The 19,086-nt window shown below is 71.4% G+C and carries 19 protein-coding genes; 15 read left to right on the top strand and 4 right to left on the bottom strand.

Features of this window, described 5'->3' with window-relative positions; all coding sequences use genetic code 11:
- Positions 1-6 precede the first annotated feature (6 nt).
- Both AXK61_RS20295 and AXK61_RS20290 read right to left on the bottom strand, forming a co-directional pair.
- Complete coding sequence (locus AXK61_RS20295; protein ID WP_082789473.1) at positions 7-978, bottom strand: ABC transporter substrate-binding protein; 972 nt, start codon at positions 976-978, stop codon at positions 7-9.
- A gap of 80 nt (positions 979-1,058) precedes the next feature.
- A complete protein-coding gene (locus AXK61_RS20290) occupies positions 1,059-1,310 on the bottom strand; it encodes a hypothetical protein (protein WP_068746856.1) in 252 nt (83 codons plus the stop codon).
- A gap of 80 nt (positions 1,311-1,390) precedes the next feature.
- Between AXK61_RS20290 and aroC the strand changes: the two genes are divergently transcribed.
- The 3 genes from aroC to aroB are packed head-to-tail and all read left to right on the top strand — an operon-like array spanning position 1,391 to position 4,329.
- Complete coding sequence (gene aroC / locus AXK61_RS20285; RefSeq protein WP_068746910.1) at positions 1,391-2,596, top strand: chorismate synthase; 1,206 nt, start codon at positions 1,391-1,393, stop codon at positions 2,594-2,596.
- Entirely contained in the window at positions 2,596-3,213 is a 618-nt protein-coding gene (locus AXK61_RS20280; protein WP_068569154.1) for a shikimate kinase, read from the top strand. The genes aroC and AXK61_RS20280 overlap by 1 nt, the downstream gene beginning before the upstream one ends.
- Before the next feature lie 3 nt (positions 3,214-3,216).
- On the top strand, positions 3,217-4,329 hold the full coding sequence (aroB, locus tag AXK61_RS20275; protein ID WP_068746855.1) for a 3-dehydroquinate synthase: 1,113 nt from the start codon (positions 3,217-3,219) through the stop codon (positions 4,327-4,329).
- 4 nt (positions 4,330-4,333) lie between these two features.
- On the opposite strand, the gene AXK61_RS20270 is transcribed toward aroB, so the two are convergent.
- On the bottom strand, positions 4,334-4,999 hold the full coding sequence (locus AXK61_RS20270) for a TetR/AcrR family transcriptional regulator (RefSeq protein ID WP_068746854.1): 666 nt from the start codon (positions 4,997-4,999) through the stop codon (positions 4,334-4,336).
- Positions 5,000-5,108: 109 nt separating this feature from the next.
- On the opposite strand from AXK61_RS20270, the gene AXK61_RS20265 reads away from it, so the two are divergent.
- The 5 genes from AXK61_RS20265 to nusB are packed head-to-tail and all read left to right on the top strand — an operon-like array spanning position 5,109 to position 8,359.
- The gene (locus AXK61_RS20265) at positions 5,109-5,561 is read left to right on the top strand and encodes a nitroreductase/quinone reductase family protein (protein ID WP_068569151.1); all 453 of its coding nucleotides are present in this window, start codon (positions 5,109-5,111) and stop codon (positions 5,559-5,561) included.
- Between the two features lie 42 nt (positions 5,562-5,603).
- Entirely contained in the window at positions 5,604-6,140 is a 537-nt protein-coding gene (locus AXK61_RS20260; protein ID WP_068746853.1) for a YceI family protein, read from the top strand.
- Positions 6,141-6,170: 30 nt separating this feature from the next.
- Positions 6,171-7,271: a M24 family metallopeptidase gene (locus AXK61_RS20255; RefSeq protein WP_068746852.1), complete on the top strand. Its 1,101-nt coding sequence runs from the start codon at positions 6,171-6,173 to the stop codon at positions 7,269-7,271.
- A gap of 14 nt (positions 7,272-7,285) precedes the next feature.
- A complete protein-coding gene (gene efp / locus AXK61_RS20250) occupies positions 7,286-7,849 on the top strand; it encodes an elongation factor P (protein WP_068569148.1) in 564 nt (187 codons plus the stop codon).
- A complete protein-coding gene (gene nusB / locus AXK61_RS20245) occupies positions 7,850-8,359 on the top strand; it encodes a transcription antitermination factor NusB (protein ID WP_068569147.1) in 510 nt (169 codons plus the stop codon).
- A 4-nt stretch (positions 8,360-8,363) separates the two neighbouring features.
- On the opposite strand, the gene AXK61_RS20240 is transcribed toward nusB, so the two are convergent.
- Positions 8,364-10,328 carry an FAD-dependent oxidoreductase gene (locus AXK61_RS20240; RefSeq protein WP_068746909.1) on the bottom strand — a complete coding sequence of 655 codons (1,965 nt, stop codon included), beginning with the start codon at positions 10,326-10,328 and terminating at the stop codon, positions 8,364-8,366.
- Positions 10,329-10,430: 102 nt separating this feature from the next.
- Here AXK61_RS20240 and pyrR point away from each other — a divergent pair, with 102 nt between their 5' ends.
- The 7 genes from pyrR to pyrF all read left to right on the top strand — a co-directional run bounded on the left by pyrR (position 10,431) and on the right by pyrF (position 19,084).
- Positions 10,431-11,018: a bifunctional pyr operon transcriptional regulator/uracil phosphoribosyltransferase PyrR gene (gene pyrR / locus AXK61_RS20235; RefSeq protein ID WP_082777725.1), complete on the top strand. Its 588-nt coding sequence runs from the start codon at positions 10,431-10,433 to the stop codon at positions 11,016-11,018.
- Positions 11,015-11,971, top strand: a complete 957-nt coding sequence (locus tag AXK61_RS20230) for an aspartate carbamoyltransferase catalytic subunit (protein WP_068569144.1) — start codon at positions 11,015-11,017, stop codon at positions 11,969-11,971. The genes pyrR and AXK61_RS20230 overlap by 4 nt, the downstream gene beginning before the upstream one ends.
- 52 nt (positions 11,972-12,023) lie before the next feature.
- Positions 12,024-13,337: a dihydroorotase gene (locus AXK61_RS20225; protein WP_068569143.1), complete on the top strand. Its 1,314-nt coding sequence runs from the start codon at positions 12,024-12,026 to the stop codon at positions 13,335-13,337.
- Between the two features lie 62 nt (positions 13,338-13,399).
- Complete coding sequence (locus AXK61_RS20220) at positions 13,400-13,828, top strand: PH-like domain-containing protein (RefSeq protein ID WP_414930016.1); 429 nt, start codon at positions 13,400-13,402, stop codon at positions 13,826-13,828.
- The gene (carA, locus tag AXK61_RS20215) at positions 13,825-14,964 is read left to right on the top strand and encodes a glutamine-hydrolyzing carbamoyl-phosphate synthase small subunit (RefSeq protein WP_068569141.1); all 1,140 of its coding nucleotides are present in this window, start codon (positions 13,825-13,827) and stop codon (positions 14,962-14,964) included. The genes AXK61_RS20220 and carA overlap by 4 nt, the downstream gene beginning before the upstream one ends.
- On the top strand, positions 14,964-18,293 hold the full coding sequence (gene carB / locus AXK61_RS20210; RefSeq protein ID WP_068569140.1) for a carbamoyl-phosphate synthase large subunit: 3,330 nt from the start codon (positions 14,964-14,966) through the stop codon (positions 18,291-18,293). The genes carA and carB overlap by 1 nt, the downstream gene beginning before the upstream one ends.
- Positions 18,290-19,084 carry an orotidine-5'-phosphate decarboxylase gene (gene pyrF / locus AXK61_RS20205; RefSeq protein ID WP_068746851.1) on the top strand — a complete coding sequence of 265 codons (795 nt, stop codon included), beginning with the start codon at positions 18,290-18,292 and terminating at the stop codon, positions 19,082-19,084. Before carB ends, pyrF begins: the two co-directional genes overlap by 4 nt.
- Positions 19,085-19,086 lie beyond the last annotated feature (2 nt).

The raw sequence follows: 19,086 nt of genomic DNA, 5'->3' as shown, positions 1-19,086 counted from the left end.
TCCTTTTCAGCGCAGCGACTGCGCAGCCGCTGCCAGGTCGTCGACCAGCGCGGACGCGGTCAGCACGAGGCCGTTGTTGTACTGCGGGTTCAGCTTCGCCACGCGTCCGGCCTGGACCGCGGGCAGCGTGCGCCAGGTCTGGACGTCGGCGATGGATCCGTCGGTGTCCTGGTGGAGGATGAGGTCTGCGCCCGCGAGTACGTCGAGGTTCTCGAGGCTGGCCTCGAAGGAACCCTTCGCCGGGTCGACCTGCCGGTCGCCGAACATCACGTCCATCCCGATCTCGCGGCCGATCGCCGTGCCGAATGTCTGCGCCCACACCAGGACCGTGCCGCGGGCCTTGCTACCGGTCGTCGTGACCATCGCGATCCGCTTCCCCGCGAGCACCGCGGCCAGGTCCCGCTTCGTCGTCGCGACCTTCGCGTCGTAGTCGGCCACGTACCGATGCGCGTTCGCCGTGCGGCCGACGGCGGCGAGCTGGGCGTTCATGTCCTCACGCCACTGCGGGCGGTTCACCTCGACGGCCAGGATCGCGGTGGCGCCGGACAGTTGGGCGTTGTTGTACCAGTCGCCGCGGTAGGCGTTGGCGCGCATCACCACCAGGTCGGGCGCGTGGACCAGGACCTCCTCGGCCTTCGGACGAGCGCCAGCCGCCGGAGAAAGGACCGCCACGTCGTCCCCCAGCGTGCCGGCGAACTGGCCCGACGGTCGCTTCCCCTGGTCGTAGGCGTTCGCGGTGGCCACCACCGGGTAGCCCGCGAGGAGAGCGAACTCCAGGTCACCGCGGCCCTCCATGACCACGACGCGCTTGGGCTCGCGGGGAACGGTGAAATCCAGGCCAAGGTAGCCGACGTCGACCGTCTCCGCGACCGGCGCCGACGCGTCCCGGCTCCCACAGGCAGCTGCCCCGACCGCGACGAGGGCGCCCGCGCCCGCGAGGCGCAGGAAGGAGCGACGGGTGTGCGGAGGTGCGGGCACGACGACTCCCAGGATGCAGACCGGTTTGGTTAGGCGATCCTAATGGTCCGGGGGAGCGGCGCGCAAGGCGCCGGGTGCGTCTATCGCTGGGAATGGACCGCGCGCGCGGCCCACCAGACGACCACGCCGACGGCGGCCGACGCGAGGACGGCCGGGGTGAACGACGCCGCGCCGGTGACCAGCGTGAGCATGAGCCCGAAGGCGAGAACGACCAGCGCCGCGACCAGGGCCTCGGCCTTGTGGCGGGGCCACGCGATGCCGAACACGTCGACGGTGCCCCGCTGCACGCTGGCGCGGCTGGCGGAAGTCGAGGATGCGGCGACGGTGGTCATGGTCTTAACCATAGCCTGTGACTGAGATTTCGGCTACCCGAACTCACGGTCCGGCGGGTCGATCTGGGATGATGGACCGCGTGTTGCGCTGGATAACCGCTGGAGAATCGCACGGCCCCGCCCTCGTGGCCCTCGTGGAGGGCATGGTCGCGGGCGTCGAGGTCACATCGTCGGACATCGCCGCCCAGTTGGCGCGGCGTCGACTGGGCTACGGCCGTGGTGCGCGCATGAAGTTCGAGGCCGACAAGGTGACCATCCTCGGCGGCGTCCGGCACGGCCTGACGCAGGCGGGCCCCGTCGCCGTCGAGATCGGCAACACCGAATGGCCCAAGTGGGAGCAGGTCATGTCGGCCGACCCCGTCGACCAGGAGCTGCTGGACGGCATGGCGCGCAACGCGCCGCTCACGCGTCCGCGCCCCGGCCACGCCGATTACTCGGGCATGCTCAAGTTCGGCTTCGAGGACGCGCGCCCGGTGCTCGAGCGCGCGAGCGCCCGCGAGACGGCGGCCCGGGTGGCCGCCGGCACCGTCGCCCGCAACTTCCTGCGCCAGGCCCTCGGGGCCGAGGTGATCAGCCACGTCATCTCGATCGGTGCGTCGGAGCCCTACGTCGGGCCCACCCCGTCGGCGGCCGACCTGGAGCGGATCGACGCCTCGCCCGTGCGTGCCTTCGACGAGGCCGCTGAGCAGTCGATGATCACCGAGATCGAGGCGGCCAAGAAGGACGGCGACACCCTCGGCGGTGTCGTCGAGGTCGTCGTCACCGGGCTTCCGGTCGGCATCGGCTCGGTCGCGTCGGGGGAGAGCCGCCTGGACGCGCGGCTCGCGTTCGCGCTCATGGGGATCCAGGCGATCAAGGGCGTCGAGGTCGGCGACGGCTTCGAGACGGCCCGCCGCCGCGGCAGCGAGGCCCACGACGAGATGCTGCCGGACCGCGGAGGCGTGCTGCGCTCGACGAACCGCGCGGGCGGCGTCGAGGGCGGTATGACCAACGGCGAGGAGCTGCGCGTGCGCGTGGCGATGAAGCCGATCTCCACGGTGCCCCGCGCCCTGCGCACGATCGACATGCAGACCGGCGCCGAGGCCGTCGCGATCCACCAGCGCAGTGATGTCTGCGCGGTGCCCGCAGCGGGCGTGGTGGCCGAGGCCATGGTCGCGCTCGTGGTCGCGCAAGCGGCTCTCGAGAAGTTCGGCGGCGACTCGCTGGGCGAGACCCGCAGCAACATCGAGCGGTACTCCGAGCAGGTGGCGGCGCGGTTGCAGCGGGTGACGCCCGAGGCGATCTGATGGCCGGCGCGCCCGGTCGCGAGCCGGGCCCCGCAGCCATCCTGATCGGCCCTCCGGGAGCCGGCAAGACCACGATCGGCCGGCGCCTCGCGCGCGCGCTGCGCGTCGACTTCCTCGACGTCGACGAGGAGATCGAGCGCCGCCAGAGTCGGTCGATCCCCGAGATCTTCGCGGGCGACGGCGAGCCGGCGTTCCGCGCGATCGAGGAGGAGGTCGTGGCCGATGTCGTGACCCATCACGCGGGTGTCGTCTCCCTGGGCGGCGGCGCGGTGCTCTCCGAGACCACGCGGACGCTGCTGCGCAGCTATCAGGTCGTGTACCTCGAGCTGACCGAGGAGGAGGGGATCCGGCGCACCGTCAGCCCCGCGGCGTCGAACCGTCCCCTGCTCAAGGGCGCCGACCCCGAGGCGGCGTACCGCGCCCTGATGGCCCGGCGCGCCCCGATCTACCGCGAACTCGCGACGATCCGCGTCTCCACGGTGGGGCGCGCACCGTCGTCCGTCGTCCGGCAGGTGCAGCGGCGCCTGAAGGACACCGCCCCCGGGCGGGAACGCCGCGGCCCCTGGCCGAAGCTGCCCGCCGTCCTGCGCACGTCCGCCAAGAATCGATCGGAGTAGTAGATGAGCGAGAACCCGGTGAAGGTCCGCGTCGACGCGGGCAGCCCCTACGACGTGGTGATCGGTCGCGGGCTGCTCGACGAGACCGTCGCGGCCGCCGGCGAGGCGACCAAGGCCGCGATCTTCTACCAGCCCACGCTCGCCGAGACCGCCGAGGCGCTGCGGCAGGCGCTGGCGGACAAGGGGATCGACGCGCACCGCGTCGAGATCCCCGACGCCGAGGCCGGCAAGGAGCTGCAGGTTGCCGGGTTCTGCTGGGAGGTGCTCGGCCGCATCGGCCTGAGCCGCCAGGACGTGATCTACAGCCTGGGCGGCGGCGCCGCGACCGATGTCACGGGTTTCGTGGCCGCCACGTGGATGCGGGGCGTCCCGGTCGTGCACATCCCGACCACTCTGCTCGCGATGGTCGACGCGGCGGTCGGCGGCAAGACCGGCATCAACACCGACGCCGGCAAGAACCTCGTGGGTTCCTTCCACGAGCCGCGCTCCGTCATCGTCGACCTCGTCACGCTGGAGACGGTGCCGCGCAACGAGATCGTGGCCGGCATGGCTGAGGTGATCAAGACCGGCTTCATCGCCGACCCGGTGATCCTCGAGCTCATCGAGAAGGACCCGGAGGCCGCGCTCGACCCCACCGGCGAGGTCCTTCCCGAGCTGGTGCGCCGCTCCATCGAGGTCAAGGCCAAGGTCGTCTCCGCCGATCTCAAGGAGTCGTCGCTGCGGGAGATCCTCAACTACGGCCATACCCTGGCGCACGCGGTCGAGCGTCGCGAGCGCTACCGCTGGCGCCACGGCGCCGCCGTGTCGGTCGGCCTCATCTACGCCGCCGAGCTCGGCCGCCTCGCCGGGCGCCTCGACGACGAGACCGCGGACCGGCACCGTCGGGTCCTGGAGTCCGTGGGCCTGCCCACGTCCTACGACGCCGACGCCTTCGGACAACTCCTGGAATACATGGGCAAGGACAAGAAGAACCGCGCGGGCATGCTCCGGTTCGTCGTGCTCGACGGCCTGGCGCGCCCGGGTCGGCTCGAGGCGCCGGACCCGGCGATCCTCGTCGCCGCCTACTCGGCCGTCGCCAAGGATGGCACCCAGCCGAGCGGCTCGATCCTGCTCTGAGACGTCAGAGCCCCAGCGTCTCGACGGTCCGCCCGACCGTGTAGTCGAACAGCGCGTCCGCGGGCTCGAGGGTGTTCGCGAACTGCCCGAACAGCTCGAAGCTCACGGCGCCGAACAGCTGCGTCCAGGCGATGACACCGAGGGCGAGCTGGGCGCGGTCGCCGCCGGGGGCGACCGCCTCGGCGACGGCGCGCAGCTGTCCGTCGAGCACGCCCGACGGTGCCGGTGCCCCGCGGTGCCCGCTCGCCGCGATCCGGGCGAAGGTGCCGGAAATCCGTATCGCCGCGGCGGTCGTCTCCGGCGGAGCGTGGTAGCCGGGCACGGGGGAACCGTAGAGCAGGGTGTACTCGTGCGGATGGTCCAGCGCCCACCGGCGGACGGCGCGGGCCGCGGCGATCCAGCGGTCGCGTGGCTCCGCAGCGGCCGAGTCGGCGGCCACCACCGCGTCGCCGAGGGCCTCGTAGGCCTCGGTGATGAGCGTGGTGAGCAACGCGTCGCGGCTCGGGAAGTACCGGTACACGGCCGACGAGGCGAGTCCCAGGTCGCGCGCCACGGCGCGCAGCGAGAGCGCCGCGGCGCCCACCTGGCGCAGCTGCTCCCGCGCGCTGCGGGTGATTTCGGCGGTCAGTTCGGCGCGGGCGCGCTCGCGTGCGGTCAGGGAGGCGTTCACTCCTCGATCATTGCACTGATCAGAAACGAGAGCACTGCTCTTGACAATGTGGAGTCGTTGGCGGAGCATTGATCTCATACAAGAGCAGTGCTCACAATTGGAGGATCTCATGACCACACCCGCCGCCACCGTCCGTCCCGGCCGGACCGCCACCGCGTTCAACAACACCGTCGCCTGGCTCGCCCGCCGCGGCGTGTCGATCTACGGCAGTAGGGAACTCGCCGTCCGTGGGCGGAAGTCGGGCGAGTGGCGGACGGTGCCCGTCAACGTCCTCGCCGTCGACGGCGCCGAGTACCTCGTCGCGGCGCGTGGACTCACGCAGTGGGTGCGCAACATGCGCGTCGCCGGCGCGGGCGAACTGCGGCTCGGGCGCACCGTCGAACCCGTCACCGCGACCGAGGTGCTCGACCCGGCCGCCAAGGTCCCGGTGCTGCGCGCCTACCTGCGCACGTGGGCCTGGGAGGTCGGCGCGTTCTTCCCCGGCCTGAGCGCCGACAGCACCGATGACGAGCTCGCCGCGGCCGCGGACCGCTACCCGGTCTTCGCGATCCGGCGCGCCTGACGCGACCTGCCGACCGGGCGGCGCGGCGGTACCGTCGGACGGGTGAAGGCGACGAGGACCATCGATCAGGACACCGGCGAGCTCGAGGTGCACACCGGTGTCGCCGGTCGCTCCGCGCGGCTCGGGCATCGTCTGCTGCTCGCGGCCCGCGCCTGGCAGGCGGTGGTGCAGCTCGACGGTGAGCGTCCGGTCGCGCTCGCCGTGACCGTCCGTGCCGGGTCGCTCGAGGTGGCGTCCGGCGAGGGAGGTCTCACGCCGCTCAGCGCCCCGGAGCGCGCCGTCGCCACGGCGAACGCGCACCGCTCGCTGCAGGTGAAGAAGTACCCGACGATCGACGTCGCGTCGGACTCGATCGAAGAGTCCGAGAACGGCTTCCGCGTGGCGGGAACGCTCACGATCTGCGGCGTCGCGCGGCCCTGCGAGTTCGCGCTCGAGTACGAGGACGGTTCGCCCGCACCGACGCTCGCCGTCGCGGTCCCCGTGCGCCAGACCGACTTCGGGATCAAGCCCTTCTCCCTGATGATGGGCACCCTGCAGGTGGCCGACGAGGTCACGGTGATCGCGCGCGTGACGGTGTGACCGCGCGCCCTCCGCGATACCGTGGGAGGCATGCCGCAGACACCCACCGACCACGCCCGCCGGCGCCACACCCTCCGCGCCGCGCTGGCGAGCCACGAACCCGCCCTCGACGCGGTTCTGGTCACCAACCTCGACAACGTGCACTACCTCGCCGGCTTCACCGGCTCCAACGGAGCCCTGCTGGTCACCGCCGACGGCGAGGGTGACGCGATCGCCACGGACGGCCGGTACCTGACCCAGGTCGCGGAGCAGTCCGGCGACCTGCGGGCCGTCATCGAGCGCGACGTGGCGAAGGCCCTGCTCGTCGAGGCGCGCGCGGCGGGAGCCCGCACCGTCGGCTTCGAGGCCGCCGTGCTGAGCTACGCCGACCACGCCCGGCTCTCGGGCGACGACGCCCCGGCCCTGGTGCCCACCACCCGGCTCGTCGAGACCCTTCGCGAGGTCAAGGACGACGGCGAGATCGAGCTCCTGCGCCGCGCCTGCGCGATCAGCGACCAGGCGCTCGCGGCCCTCGTCGAGGAGGGAGCGATCCGCCCCGGCGCCACCGAGCGGGAGGTCGCTCGTCGGCTCGAGAACCTCATGTTCGAGTTCGGCGCCGAGGCCGTCGCGTTCGAGACCATCGTGGCGGCGGGCGCCAACTCCGCGATCCCGCACCACCGCCCGACCGACGCCGTGCTGGCGTCGGGCGACCTCGTCAAGATCGACTTCGGCGCCCGGTACGCCGGTTACCACGCCGACGAGACGCGGACCTTCGTGCTCGGCGAGCCCGCGGATTGGCAACGCGAGATCTACGACGTGGTGGCGCGGGCTCAGGCGGCGGGTCGGGCCGCGCTGGTACCGGGTGCGGACGTGCGCGACATCGATGCCGCGGCACGGTCGGTCATCGAGGCCGCGGGGTACGGCGAGCAGTTCCTGCACGGCCTCGGCCACGGCGTCGGCGTGGAGATCCACGAAGCCCCGACGCTGGGCAAACTCGGCAGCGGTACACTGTCCGACGGTGCTGTGGTCACCGTGGAGCCGGGTGTGTACCTCCCGGGCCGCGGTGGAGTCCGCATCGAGGACACCCTTGTGGTCCGTGCGGACGGGCCGGAATTGCTGACCCGCACCACCAAGGACTTGATCGCACTCTAGGAGAATTGACACCCGTGGCATCGACTGCTGATTTCAAGAACGGACTGGTCCTCAACCAGGAGGGCCAGCTCTGGCAGATCATCGAGTTCCAGCACGTCAAGCCGGGCAAGGGGCCCGCCTTCGTACGTACGAAGCTCAAGAACGTGGTCTCCGGCAAGACGGTCGACAAGACCTTCAACGCCGGCGTCAAGGTTGAGGTCGCCACCGTCGATCGCCGTGACTTCAGCTACCTGTACCACGACGGCACCGACTACGTGTTCATGGACGCCGAGACCTACGACCAGATCAACCTGGACGAGGGCAAGGTCGGCGACAGCGCGAAGTTCCTGCTGGAGAACATGCAGGTCCAGATCTCGATGCACGAGGGTGAGGCGCTGTTCGTCGAGCTGCCGCTGTCGGCCGAGTTCGTCGTTCAGCACACCGACCCGGGCCTGCAGGGCGACCGCTCCACCGGCGGCACCAAGCCCGCCACGCTGGAGACCGGCGCCGAGATCAATGTCCCGCTGTTCATCAACACCGGCGACAAGCTCAAGGTCGACACCCGTGACGGCGGCTACCTGGGGCGCGTGAACTCCTAAGTGCCCGAGCAGTCTGACAACACCCGCTCCACCAAGGGCCCGAAGAAGTCCGGTGCCCGCCACCGCGCGCGCAAACGCGCCGTCGACCTGCTGTTCGAGGCGGAGGCGCGCGGCGTCACCGACCTCGACGGTCTGCTCGCCGAGCGCCGGCAGCTCGCCGCGGACGACGCCGCGGTCGCCCCGGTGTCCGACTACACCGCGACGCTGGTGACCGGCGTGGGGGTGGACGGCGACCAGATCGATTCGGTGATTACCTCGCACCTGACCGGCTGGACCCTGACGCGCCTCCCGGCGGTGGACCGCGCCATCATGCGCATCGCCGTGTGGGAGCTGTTCAACGCCGTCGACGTGCCCCCGGCCGTCGTCGTCGACGAGGCGGTCGAGCTCGCGAAGGAGCTGTCGACCGACGAGTCGCCCACCTACCTCAACGGCGTGCTCGGCAAGGTCGCCACGCTCGCGCCGCAGGTGCGATCCGCCGCCGCGGCCCAGCCCGCCGACCGCTCGGAGTAGTCCGCTACGCCTTGAGTCGCGCGGCCAGGGCCCGCGCATTGCGGAGCGCGAGGGCCTGCACGACCCCGATCGGGTGGACACCGCTCGCGGTGGGCAGCATCGAGGCGTCGGCGATGACGACGTTCGGCACGTCCCACAGCGCACCCTCGGGGTTCGCCGCGCCGCGGCGCTCCGAGGAGGCCATCCGGGCGGTGCTCATCGGGTCGGACGCGCCGAGCGCGATCTCGCCCACCCCGTAGCCCGCGGCGTGCGAGCGCTGGAGGAACTCCTCCAGCGGCCGGTCGCCGGGAACGTAGTCGCCGCCGCGTTGCTGCCCGGTGAAGATCCTCCGCGCGCCCGCCGCCTCGAGGATCTTCACCGCCGTGTCGACGCCCGTCCGCAGGTGCGCGCGGTCCGCCTCCGCCAACTCGTACCGCACGGAGGGCTCGCCGGCGGCGTCCATGACGACCTCGCCGGCGCCGCGGTCACGGAGCATCACGCGCACCATCGACAGGTGCGGGAACTGGCGCATCACGTTGAGGTGCTCGACGGGGTTGCGCCACGGCACGAAGCTGGACGCCAACGCCGGCGTCAACGGGATGGTCTCGTACCGGACGCCGAAACCCTTGCCGTCGAGGTCCGCGTGCGCGTCGCTGAACCTCGTTGAGGGCAGGCCCGACCACGGGTCGATCAGGTCGCCGAACAGGCCCACCGCCGTCGCGGTGGGGTGCAGGTGCAGGTGTTTGCCCACGTGCGAGCCGCCGATCCCGGACCGCCTCAGCAGTGCCGGTGTCTCGAATCCGCCGGCGGCCACGACGACGGCGCTGCACTTGACGGTGAGCCACGAGCCGCCCGACGTGCGTGCGATCACCGTGCGGGCCCGACCGGCCTGCGTCTCGATGGACCTGGCCTGCGCGCCCGTCACGATGCGTGCCCCGCGTTTCTCCGCGTCGCGCAGCCACGTGCGGCCCGCGTCCTGCTTCGACGCGATCCGGCTGGCCGGTCCCCACCGGCCGTCGGCCTCGTCGTCGTCCGCCAGGCCGACGGTGCGCACGGGCAGGTCGAGCGCTGCGCACCCCTTCTCGAGGAGCACGTCCCGTACCGACGGCGCGCCGAGCCCGTCGGTGATCCCCGAGCGCTGCCAGACCTCGTCGAGGGCGGCGTCGAACGCGGGCCCGGTGTCGACGCCCCGGGCGGCCCAGTCGGCGCGCACCTCGTCCGGGATGCGGTAGTACCCGCCGTGCGCGATGACGGTGCCGCCGCCGAGGCAGCGCGCCGAGAGCAGGTAGGACTGCGCGTTCTCGGTCCAGAACGGCCCGCGCGCGTAGAGCTGGGAGAGGTTGTCGAGATCGGAATCGCCCGCCTCCGTGGGGGAGACGTACTCGCCGCGTTCGAGGACGAGCACGTCGAGCCCGGCCTCGGCGAGTACGGCGGCGGCGACCGCGCCGCCGGCGCCGGACCCGATCACGACCACGTCGCACGCCGTCGATGCGTCGATCTCGTACCGGGTGGGGGAGAGCGGACGCAGTGCCCGCATGGCCCGGGCCCGCGGCTTCTTCATCGGCGCCTGCCGCGGGTAGCCGATCGCGGCCATCAGTTCGGCGCCCGGCCCGTGCTGGCCGTCGGCGCCGCCGGCCGCGTAGTACGCGAGCAGCGCGACATTGCGCAGCCGCTTGAACAGCATCCGCTTCTGGACGAACCGCGATCGGGAGAGGTCGACCAGGACCCGCTCGCGCTCCGCCGCCGTCAGGTCCACGAAACGCTGCCCGCGCGTGCCGAGCACCGTGGCGCAGAACACCCGGTTGTCGAAGAGGGACAGCGACTGCGAGAGGGTGTTGCCGTCGCTGTCGCGGGGGCTTCGATCGGCGTAGGAGACGGCCACGTCACCGGCGCGCAGATCGCTCGCCGAGGGGATGGCCACACCGTCTCCCGGGGCGAACGTGTCGACGATCGCGGAGAGCGTCGCGCGCTGCCTGGTCGACAATTCCATGACCTGAACGTACTGGTATGCTTCGTGGTGCATCAAGGCATCCTTTGAAGTCCGTCCCGAGAGGCGGAGCGAGCCGTCCGGAGAGGCGGAGAAGGAGGTCACGTGGCTCGGGAACTCATGTCCGCGGCCGATGTCACCAGGACGGTGGCACGGATCGCGCACCAGATCATCGAGAAGACGGCCTTAGACACCGATTCGGGTGACGGCACCCCGAATCCCCGCGTCGTGATCTTCGGCATACCCACGCGCGGTGCGGTTCTCGCCGCGCGGCTGGCCGCGCACATCGAAGAGTTCTCCGGCGTGGCGGTGCCCGTCGGCCACCTCGACATCACCCTCTACCGCGACGATCTGCGGCACAAGCCGCACCGTCCCCTCGAGCGCACCACGGTGCCGCCGCAGGGCGTCGACGGTGCCCTCGTCGTCCTCGTCGACGACGTGCTGTTCTCGGGCCGGACGGTGCGCGCCGCGCTGGACTCGCTGCGCGATATCGGGCGGCCCGCCGCGGTGCAGCTCGCGGTCCTGGTGGACCGCGGTCACCGGCAGCTGCCCATCCGGGCCGACTACGTGGGCAAGAACATCCCCACCTCCCGCCAGGAGGACGTCCAGGTCCGGCTGTTGGAGAAGGACGGCGAGGACTCCGTGGTGATCTCGGAGCTGCCCGAGACGGGTTCGACGGAGGTTCAGTCGTGACCAAGCACCTGCTGTCCGCCGCGGATCTGTGCCGCGCGGAGGCCGAGGAGATCCTCGACGAGGCCGACCGGTTGCAGCAGGCGCTGCTGGGCCGGGAGGTCAAGAAGCTGCCCACGCTGCGGGGCCGCACCGTGATGACCGTGTTCTACGAGAACTCCACCCGCACCCGCGTGTCCTTCGAGGTCGCGGGCAAGTGGATGAGCGCGGACGTGATCAACGTCTCCGCCTCCGGCAGCTCGGTCGCCAAGGGCGAGTCGCTCCGGGACACGGCGCTGACCCTGCATGCGGCGGGAGCAGACGCGCTGATCGTCCGGCATCCGGCATCGGGTGCGGCGCAACAGATCGCCTCGTGGACGAACTCGGCCGCCGCCCTCGGCGGCCTGCCCGGACCGGTCGTCATCAACGCCGGCGACGGCATGCACGAGCACCCCACTCAGGCCCTGCTCGACGCGCTGACGCTGCGGCAGCGGCTCGGCCACCTGGAGGGTCGTCGCGTCGTCATCGTGGGTGACGTCCTGCACAGTCGCGTCGCGCGGTCGAACGCGCTGCTGCTGTCCACGCTCGGCGCCGAGGTCGTCCTGGTGGCGCCCCGCACCCTGCTTCCGGTGGGAGTGGAGACCTGGCCGGTCACCGTCGCGGACTCGCTGGAGGCGGAACTGCCCGGGGCCGATGCGGTGATGATGCTGCGGGTCCAGGCCGAGCGGATGAACGGCGGCTTCTTCCCCAGCGAGCGCGAGTACTCGGTCCGCTTCGGGCTGAACGCGCAGCGCGCGGCACTGCTGCCCGAGCACGCGGTCGTGCTGCACCCCGGTCCGATGCTCCGCGGCATGGAGATCGGCTACTCGGTGGCGGACTCCGCGCAGGCCGCGATCCTGCAGCAGGTGAACAACGGTGTGCACGTCCGCATGGCGGTGCTGTTCCATCTTCTTGCCAAAGAGGGGGGTGCGGAATGATGTCGGCTCGCTCCGGTGCCACCCATTCCTCGCGGACCGAAGGATCCTCCGAATGAGCTTGCTGCTGAAGAACGTCCGTCCTTACGGCGAGGGCGATCCGGTCGACGTCGCGATCGCCGGCGGTGAGATCACCGCCATCGCCGCCGGTCTCGCACCGGCCGACGGCGCCGAGGTCGTCGACGGTGGCGGCAGGGTCCTGCTGCCGGGTTTCGTGGACCTGCACACGCATCTGCGTGAGCCCGGTCGGGAGGACACCGAGACGATCGAATCCGGCTCCGCCGCCGCCGCTCTCGGCGGCTACACCGCCGTGTTCGCGATGGCCAACACCAGCCCGGTCGCCGACTCCGCCGTCGTCACCGATCACGTGTACCGGCGCGGCCAGGAGGTCGGCCTCGTCGACGTGCACCCGGTCGGCGCCGTCACCGTCGGTCTGCAGGGCGAGAAGCTGGCCGAGATGGGCATGATGGCCGCCGGACCGGGTCGCGTCCGGGTGTTCTCGGACGACGGTGTGTGCGTGTCGGATCCGCTGCTCATGCGACGGGCGCTGGAGTACTCCGCCTCGCTCGGCGTGGTGATCGCGCAGCACGCGGAGGAGCCGCGCCTGACGAAGGGCGCGGTGGCGCACGAGGGCCCCGAGGCAGCGCGCCTCGGCCTCACCGGGTGGCCCCGCGCCGCCGAGGAGGCGATCGTCGCCCGCGACGCGCTGCTGGCGCGCGACGCCGGCGCCCGCGTGCACATCTGCCACGCCTCGACGGCGGGCACCGTCGAACTGCTGAAGTGGGCCAAGGGGCAGGGTGTGGCGATCACGGCCGAGGTCACCCCGCACCACCTGCTGCTCGACGATTCGCGACTGGCCACCTACGACGCCGTGAACCGGGTGAACCCGCCGCTGCGGGAGGCCTCCGACGTGGCCGCGCTGCGGAAGGCGCTGCGCGACGGCGTGATCGACTGCGTCGCCACTGATCACGCTCCGCACGCGGACCAGGACAAGTGCTGCGAGTTCGCCGCGGCTCGGCCCGGCATGCTGGGCCTGGAGACGGCGCTGGCGATCGTCGCGCAGGTCTCGGTGGAGACCGGCGACCTCACCTGGCGTGATGTCGCGCGGGTGATGAGCGAGAAGCCCGCGGAGATCGCGCGCCTGGACGATCAAGGCCGGCCGATCGGCGTGGGCGAGCCCGCGAACCTGACGCTGGTCGACCCCGACCTGGGGTGGACCGTGCGGGCGGACGAGCTCGCGAGCCGTTCGCGCAACACGCCCTTCGCGGACCTGAGCTTCCGCGCGAAGCCGGTCCTCACCGTGCTGCGCGGCCGGATCACCGCACGCGACGGGGTGACGGCGCGGCCCGGGACCGAGGTGCGGGCGTGATCCTCAGCGACATCGTGACGCTCCTGATCGTGCTCGTGGTGCTCGCGCTCCTGTTCTCGCTGATGATGCTGGGCTGGCGCCGCCGCGGGCAGCGTCAGGCCGCGGCGGTCGGTGAGATCCCGACCACCCCCGAGCAACTGCGCGACCTGGTCTTCGGGCCGGTGTCGGGGGTGTACGTGGGCAGCACGGTCGCGCCGCACTGGCAGGACCGGGTCGCGGTGGGCGACTGGGGCTTCCGCGCCACCGTGAACCTGAGCCGGTACGCCGACGGTTACCTGATGGAGCGCGGCCGCGGCAATCCGATGTGGATCGCGGACGAGCGCATCGTCGAGGTCCGCCGCGCCTCGAAGCTCGCGGGCAAGGTGATGCCCGGCGACGGCCTGCTGGTGCTCCGTTGGGAGCTGCCCACCGGCACCGTGATCGACACGGGGTTCCGCGCCGACGACAAGACGACCTACCGAAAACTGATGGACAAGAGGGAAACGGAATGACTGCTCAACTTTCGACCGCGCTACTGGTTCTGGAGGACGGCACCGTCCACCGCGGTGTGGAGTTCGGCGCGGTCGGCCAGACCCTCGGCGAGGCCGTCTTCTGCACCGCCATGACCGGGTACCAGGAGACGCTGACCGACCCGTCGTACGCGCGCCAGATCGTGGTGGCGACGGCCCCGCAGATCGGCAACACGGGCTGGAACGACGAGGACGACGAGAGCAGGGGCGACAAGATCTGGGTCGCCGGCTACGCGGTCCGCAACCCCACCCGCCGGGTGAGCAACTGGCGCTCCAGCGGCACCCTCGAGGGCGAGCTGGTGGACCAGGGCGTCGTCGGCATCGGCGGCATCGACACCCGCGCGCTGGTGCGCCGGCTGCGCGACAACGGCTCCATGCGGGCCGGCATCTTCGCCGGCGACGCGCTGGCGCCCGAGGCCGAGCTGCTCGACCGGGTCCGCAGCCAACCGGAGATGAAGGGCCTCAACCTGATCGGCGAGGTCTCCACCGGCGAGGCGTACACCATCGAGCCGGACGGTGAGCCCCGGTTCACCGTCGTGGCCGTGGATCTCGGCATCAAGACCAACACCCCGCGGATGTTCGCCGAGCGCGGCATGCGGGTGCACGTCGTGCCCTCGACCATCACGCTCGACGAGGTGCGCTCCTTCAACCCGGACGGCTTCTTCCTCTCCAACGGCCCCGGCGACCCGGCGACCGCGGACCACGAGGTCGAGCTCACCCGCGGCGTGCTGGACGCCGGTCTTCCGCTGTTCGGCATCTGCCTGGGCAACCAGCTGCTGGGCCGCGCCTTCGGCCTGGAGACCTACAAGATGAAGTTCGGCCACCGCGGCATCAACATCCCGGTGGTCGAGGACTCGACGGGCCGGATCTCGATCACCGCGCAGAACCACGGCTTCGCCCTCGAGGGCGAGCGTGGCGCCGAGTTCGACACCCCGTTCGGCCGCGGGCGGGTCAGCCACGTCTGCGCCAACGACGGGGTCGTGGAGGGCGTCGAACTGCTCGACGGCCGCGCCTTCTCCGTGCAGTACCACCCGGAGGCCGCGGCGGGTCCGCACGACGCCGCCTACCTCTTCGACAAGTTCGCCACCGTCATGGGCACCACCTCAGGAGACAAGTAATGCCGCGCCGCACAGACATCCAGCACGTCCTGGTGATCGGCTCGGGCCCGATCGTGATCGGCCAGGCCTGTGAGTTCGACTACTCCGGCACCCAGGCCTGCCGCGTCCTCCGCGCCGAGGGACTCCGCGTCTCGCTGGTGAACTCGAACCCGGCCACGATCATGACCGACCCCGAGTTCGCCGACGCCACCTACATCGAGCCCATCACGCCCGAGTACATCGAGAAGGTCATCGTCGCCGAGCGCGACAAGGGCTTCCCGATCGACGCGGTGCTCGCCACCCTCGGCGGCCAGACCGCGCTCAACGCGGCCGTGGGCCTGCACGAGCAGGGCATCCTCGACAGGTACGGCATCAGCCTGATCGGCGCCGACTTCGACGCCATCCAGCGCGGCGAGGACCGGCAGAAGTTCAAGGACATCGTCGCCAAGATCGGCGGCGAATCCGCTCGCTCCAAGGTCTGTTTCACGCTCGACGAGTGCAAGGAGACGGTCGCCGACCTCGGCTACCCCGTCGTCGTGCGGCCCTCGTTCACGATGGGCGGCCTCGGCTCCGGCATGGCCTACGACGAGACCGACCTGCTCCGCATCGCCGGCGCGGGCCTCGCGGCGTCGCCGACGGCGAACGTGCTCATCGAGGAGTCGATCCTCGGCTGGAAGGAGTACGAGCTCGAGCTCATGCGCGACGGCCGCGACAACGTGGTGGTCGTCTGCTCCATCGAGAACGTCGACCCGGTCGGCGTGCACACCGGCGATTCGGTCACCGTCGCGCCGGCGATGACGCTCACCGACCGCGAGTACCAGATCATGCGCGATCAGTCGATCGCGATCCTCCGCGAGGTCGGCGTCGACACCGGCGGCTGCAACATCCAGTTCGCGCAGGATCCGCGCGACGGCCGGCTGGTCACCATCGAGATGAACCCCCGCGTCTCGCGCTCGTCGGCGCTGGCGTCCAAGGCCACCGGCTTCCCGATCGCCAAGATCGCCGCGAAGCTCGCCGTGGGCTACACGCTGGACGAGATCCTCAACGACATCACCGGCGAGACCCCGGCGTGCTTCGAGCCGACGCTCGACTACGTCGTGGTCAAGGCGCCGCGCTTCGCCTTCGAGAAGTTCCCCGGCGCCGACGACACGCTGACCACCACCATGAAGTCGGTCGGCGAGGCGATGAGCCTGGGCCGCAGCTTCGCCGAGGCCTTCGGCAAGGTGATGCGCTCGCTGGAGACCAAGCGACAGGGATTCTGGACGGGCGCGCCGGTCGAGGGCACTCTCGAGGAACTCCTCGAGGAGATCAAGGTCCCCAAGGACGGCCGCTACTACCTGATCGGGCGCGCCTTCGAGCTGGGCGCCACCGTGGAGCAGGTCTTCGAGTCGACGGCGATCGACCCGTGGTTCCTCGAGGAGATCAAGGCCGTCGTGGAGCTCGGCGCCGAGGTCCGCACGGCGGACCTCACGCCGGAGTTGGTCCGCGTCGCCAAGACGCACGGTCTCTCGGACCTGCAGATCGCCGACCTGCGGGCCGTCACCGAGGACGAGATCCGCGCCTACCGGCACGAGCACGGTATCCGCCCGGTGTACAAGACCGTGGACACCTGCGCCGCGGAGTTCGAGGCGAAGACGCCGTACCACTACAGCAGCTACGAACTCGACCCGTCGGCGACCAGCGAGGTCGCGCCGCAGACCGAGCGGCCCAAGGTGCTCATCCTCGGCTCGGGCCCCAACCGCATCGGCCAGGGCATCGAGTTCGACTACTCGTGCGTCCACGCCGCGCTCACCCTGAGCGAGGCCGGCTACGAGACCGTGATGATCAACTGCAACCCGGAGACGGTCTCCACCGACTACGACACCGCCGACCGTCTCTACTTCGAGCCGCTGACCTTCGAGGACGTCCTCGAGGTCTACCACTCGGAGCAGAGCTCCGGCGAGGGCGGCCCGGGTGTCGTCGGTGTCATCGTGCAGCTCGGCGGCCAGACCCCGCTGGGCCTGGCCGCGCGCCTCAAGGCCGCGGGCCTGCCCATCGTCGGCACCTCACCCGAGGCCATCGACCTCGCCGAGGACCGCGGCGAGTTCGGGCGCGTGCTCACCGAGGCGGGCCTCCCGGCGCCCAAATTCGGTACCGCCACCACCGCCGACGGTGCCCGCGAGGTCGCGTCCGGCATCGGCTACCCGGTGCTCGTGCGCCCCTCGTACGTGCTCGGCGGCCGCGGCATGGAGATCGTCTACGACGAGCAGGCGCTGCTCGATTACATCTCGCGCGCAACCGAACTCGCGCCCGACCGCCCCGTCCTCGTCGACCGCTTCCTCGAGGACGCGGTGGAGATCGACGTCGACGCCCTGTGCGACGCGACCGGCGAGGTCTTCATCGGCGGGATCATGGAGCACATCGAGGAGGCCGGCATCCACTCCGGCGACTCGGCGTGCTCGCTGCCGCCCACCACGCTGGGCCGTGCCGACATCGACGCGGTGCGCACCGCCACCGAGGCGCTCGCTCGCGGCATCGGCGTGCACGGCCTGATGAACGTCCAGTACGCCCTCAAGGACGACGTGCTCTACGTCCTCGAGGCGAACCCGCGGGCCTCCCGGACCGTGCCCTTCGTCTCGAAGGCCACGGCGGTGCAGCTGGCCAAGGCCTGCGCGCGGGTCATGCTGGGGCAGACCATCGCCGAACTGCGCGAGCAGCAGATCCTGCCCGCGCAGGGCGACGGCTCGCAGATGCCGATCGACGCGCCGGTCTCGGTCAAGGAGGCCGTGCTGCCGTTCAACCGGTTCCGCCGCGCGGACGGTACCGGTGTCGACTCGCTGCTCTCGCCCGAGATGAAGTCCACCGGCGAGGTGATGGGCGTGGACCGGGACTTCGGTACCGCGTTCGCCAAGTCGCAGACCGCGATCAGCGGCTCGCTGCCCGCCACCGGCAAGGTCTTCGTCTCGGTCGCGAACAAGGACAAGCGCTCGCTGATCTTCCCGGTCAAGCGGCTGGCCGACCTGGGCTTCACGATCGTCGCCACCGAGGGCACCGCGGACGTACTGCGCCGCAACGGCGTCCAGGCGGAGACGGTGCTCAAGCACTCCGACGTGATTCCCGAGGGCGAGCAGTCGATCGTCGAGAAGATCAAGGCGGGCGAGATAGGCCTGATCATCAACACGCCCTACGGCAACGCCGGACCGCGGGTGGACGGCTACGAGATCCGCACCGCCGCCGTCCAGGCGTCGGTGCCGTGCGTGACCACGGTGCAGGGCGCCTCCGCGGCGGTCCAGGGCATCGAGGCCGCCCTGCGCGGCGGCATCGGCGTGAAGAGCCTGCAGGATATGCACGCGGCCCTGGTGAACCTGTGACCTTCGCGCAGCGGGTCGCCGCGGCGGCCGCCGACCGGGGGCGGCTCGTGGTGGGCATCGACCCGCACCCCCCGCTGCTGGCGGCGTGGGGCCTGTCCGACGACGCTGCGGGCGTGCGGGCGTTCGGCCTGCGCTGTGCGGAGGCCTTCGCCGGCGAGGTCGGCTTCGTCAAGCCGCAGGTCGCCTTCTTCGAGCAGTTCGGCGCCGCCGGCATGCTCGCGCTGGAGGAGGTCATTGCGGCCTGCCGGGAGGCGGGCACCGTCGTCATCGCGGATGCGAAGCGCGGCGACATCGGATCCACCATGGCCGGCTACGCCCGTGCGTGGCTGCAGGACTCGCCGCTGGCGGCCGACGCGGTCACCCTGTCGCCGTACCTCGGCTACGGCTCGCTCGCGCCGGCGATCGACGCGGCCCGCGCCGCCGGGCGCGGTGTCTTCGTCCTCGCCCGGACCTCGAACCCCGAGGGGGCGCAGGTCCAGGCCGACGGGGTCGCGCAGCGCATCGTCGACGATGCCCGGGCCGACAACGCGGACGGGACCGGCACCGTCGGGCTGGTCGTGGGTGCCACCCGTGAGCACGGCCTGCACCTGGACGGCCTGGGCGGTCCGGTCCTGGCGCCCGGCCTCGGCGCACAGGGCGCGACCCCGGCGGACCTGGCGGCGATCTTCGGCGCCGGAACGACGGTGCTGCCCAACTCCTCGCGGCAGGTGCTCGCCGCGGGGCCCGATGCCGGTGCGCTGCGCTCGGCCGCGCTGTCGGTGCGGGATGAGGTGGAGCGCGCCCTGGCATGACC

This window comes from Tsukamurella pseudospumae, from assembly GCF_001575205.1.
Lineage (GTDB): Bacteria > Actinomycetota > Actinomycetes > Mycobacteriales > Mycobacteriaceae > Tsukamurella > Tsukamurella pseudospumae.
Note: the sequence above shows the minus strand (reverse complement) of the source record. Positions and strands in the feature narration are given on the sequence as shown.

Bases quoted from the DNA above. Each gene is read 5' to 3' on its own strand.
- AXK61_RS20290 (WP_068746856.1), bottom strand. From the start codon at position 1,310: ATGACCACCGTCGCCGCATCCTCGACTTCCGCCAGCCGCGCCAGCGTG.
- AXK61_RS20280 (WP_068569154.1), top strand. From the start codon at position 2,596: ATGGCCGGCGCGCCCGGTCGCGAGCCGGGCCCCGCAGCCATCCTGATC.
- aroB (WP_068746855.1), top strand. From the start codon at position 3,217: ATGAGCGAGAACCCGGTGAAGGTCCGCGTCGACGCGGGCAGCCCCTAC.
- AXK61_RS20265 (WP_068569151.1), top strand. From the start codon at position 5,109: ATGACCACACCCGCCGCCACCGTCCGTCCCGGCCGGACCGCCACCGCG.
- AXK61_RS20255 (WP_068746852.1), top strand. From the start codon at position 6,171: ATGCCGCAGACACCCACCGACCACGCCCGCCGGCGCCACACCCTCCGC.
- AXK61_RS20240 (WP_068746909.1), bottom strand. From the start codon at position 10,328: ATGGAATTGTCGACCAGGCAGCGCGCGACGCTCTCCGCGATCGTCGAC.
- AXK61_RS20225 (WP_068569143.1), top strand. From the start codon at position 12,024: ATGAGCTTGCTGCTGAAGAACGTCCGTCCTTACGGCGAGGGCGATCCG.
- AXK61_RS20220 (WP_414930016.1), top strand. From the start codon at position 13,400: ATGATGCTGGGCTGGCGCCGCCGCGGGCAGCGTCAGGCCGCGGCGGTC.
- carA (WP_068569141.1), top strand. From the start codon at position 13,825: ATGACTGCTCAACTTTCGACCGCGCTACTGGTTCTGGAGGACGGCACC.
- carB (WP_068569140.1), top strand. From the start codon at position 14,964: ATGCCGCGCCGCACAGACATCCAGCACGTCCTGGTGATCGGCTCGGGC.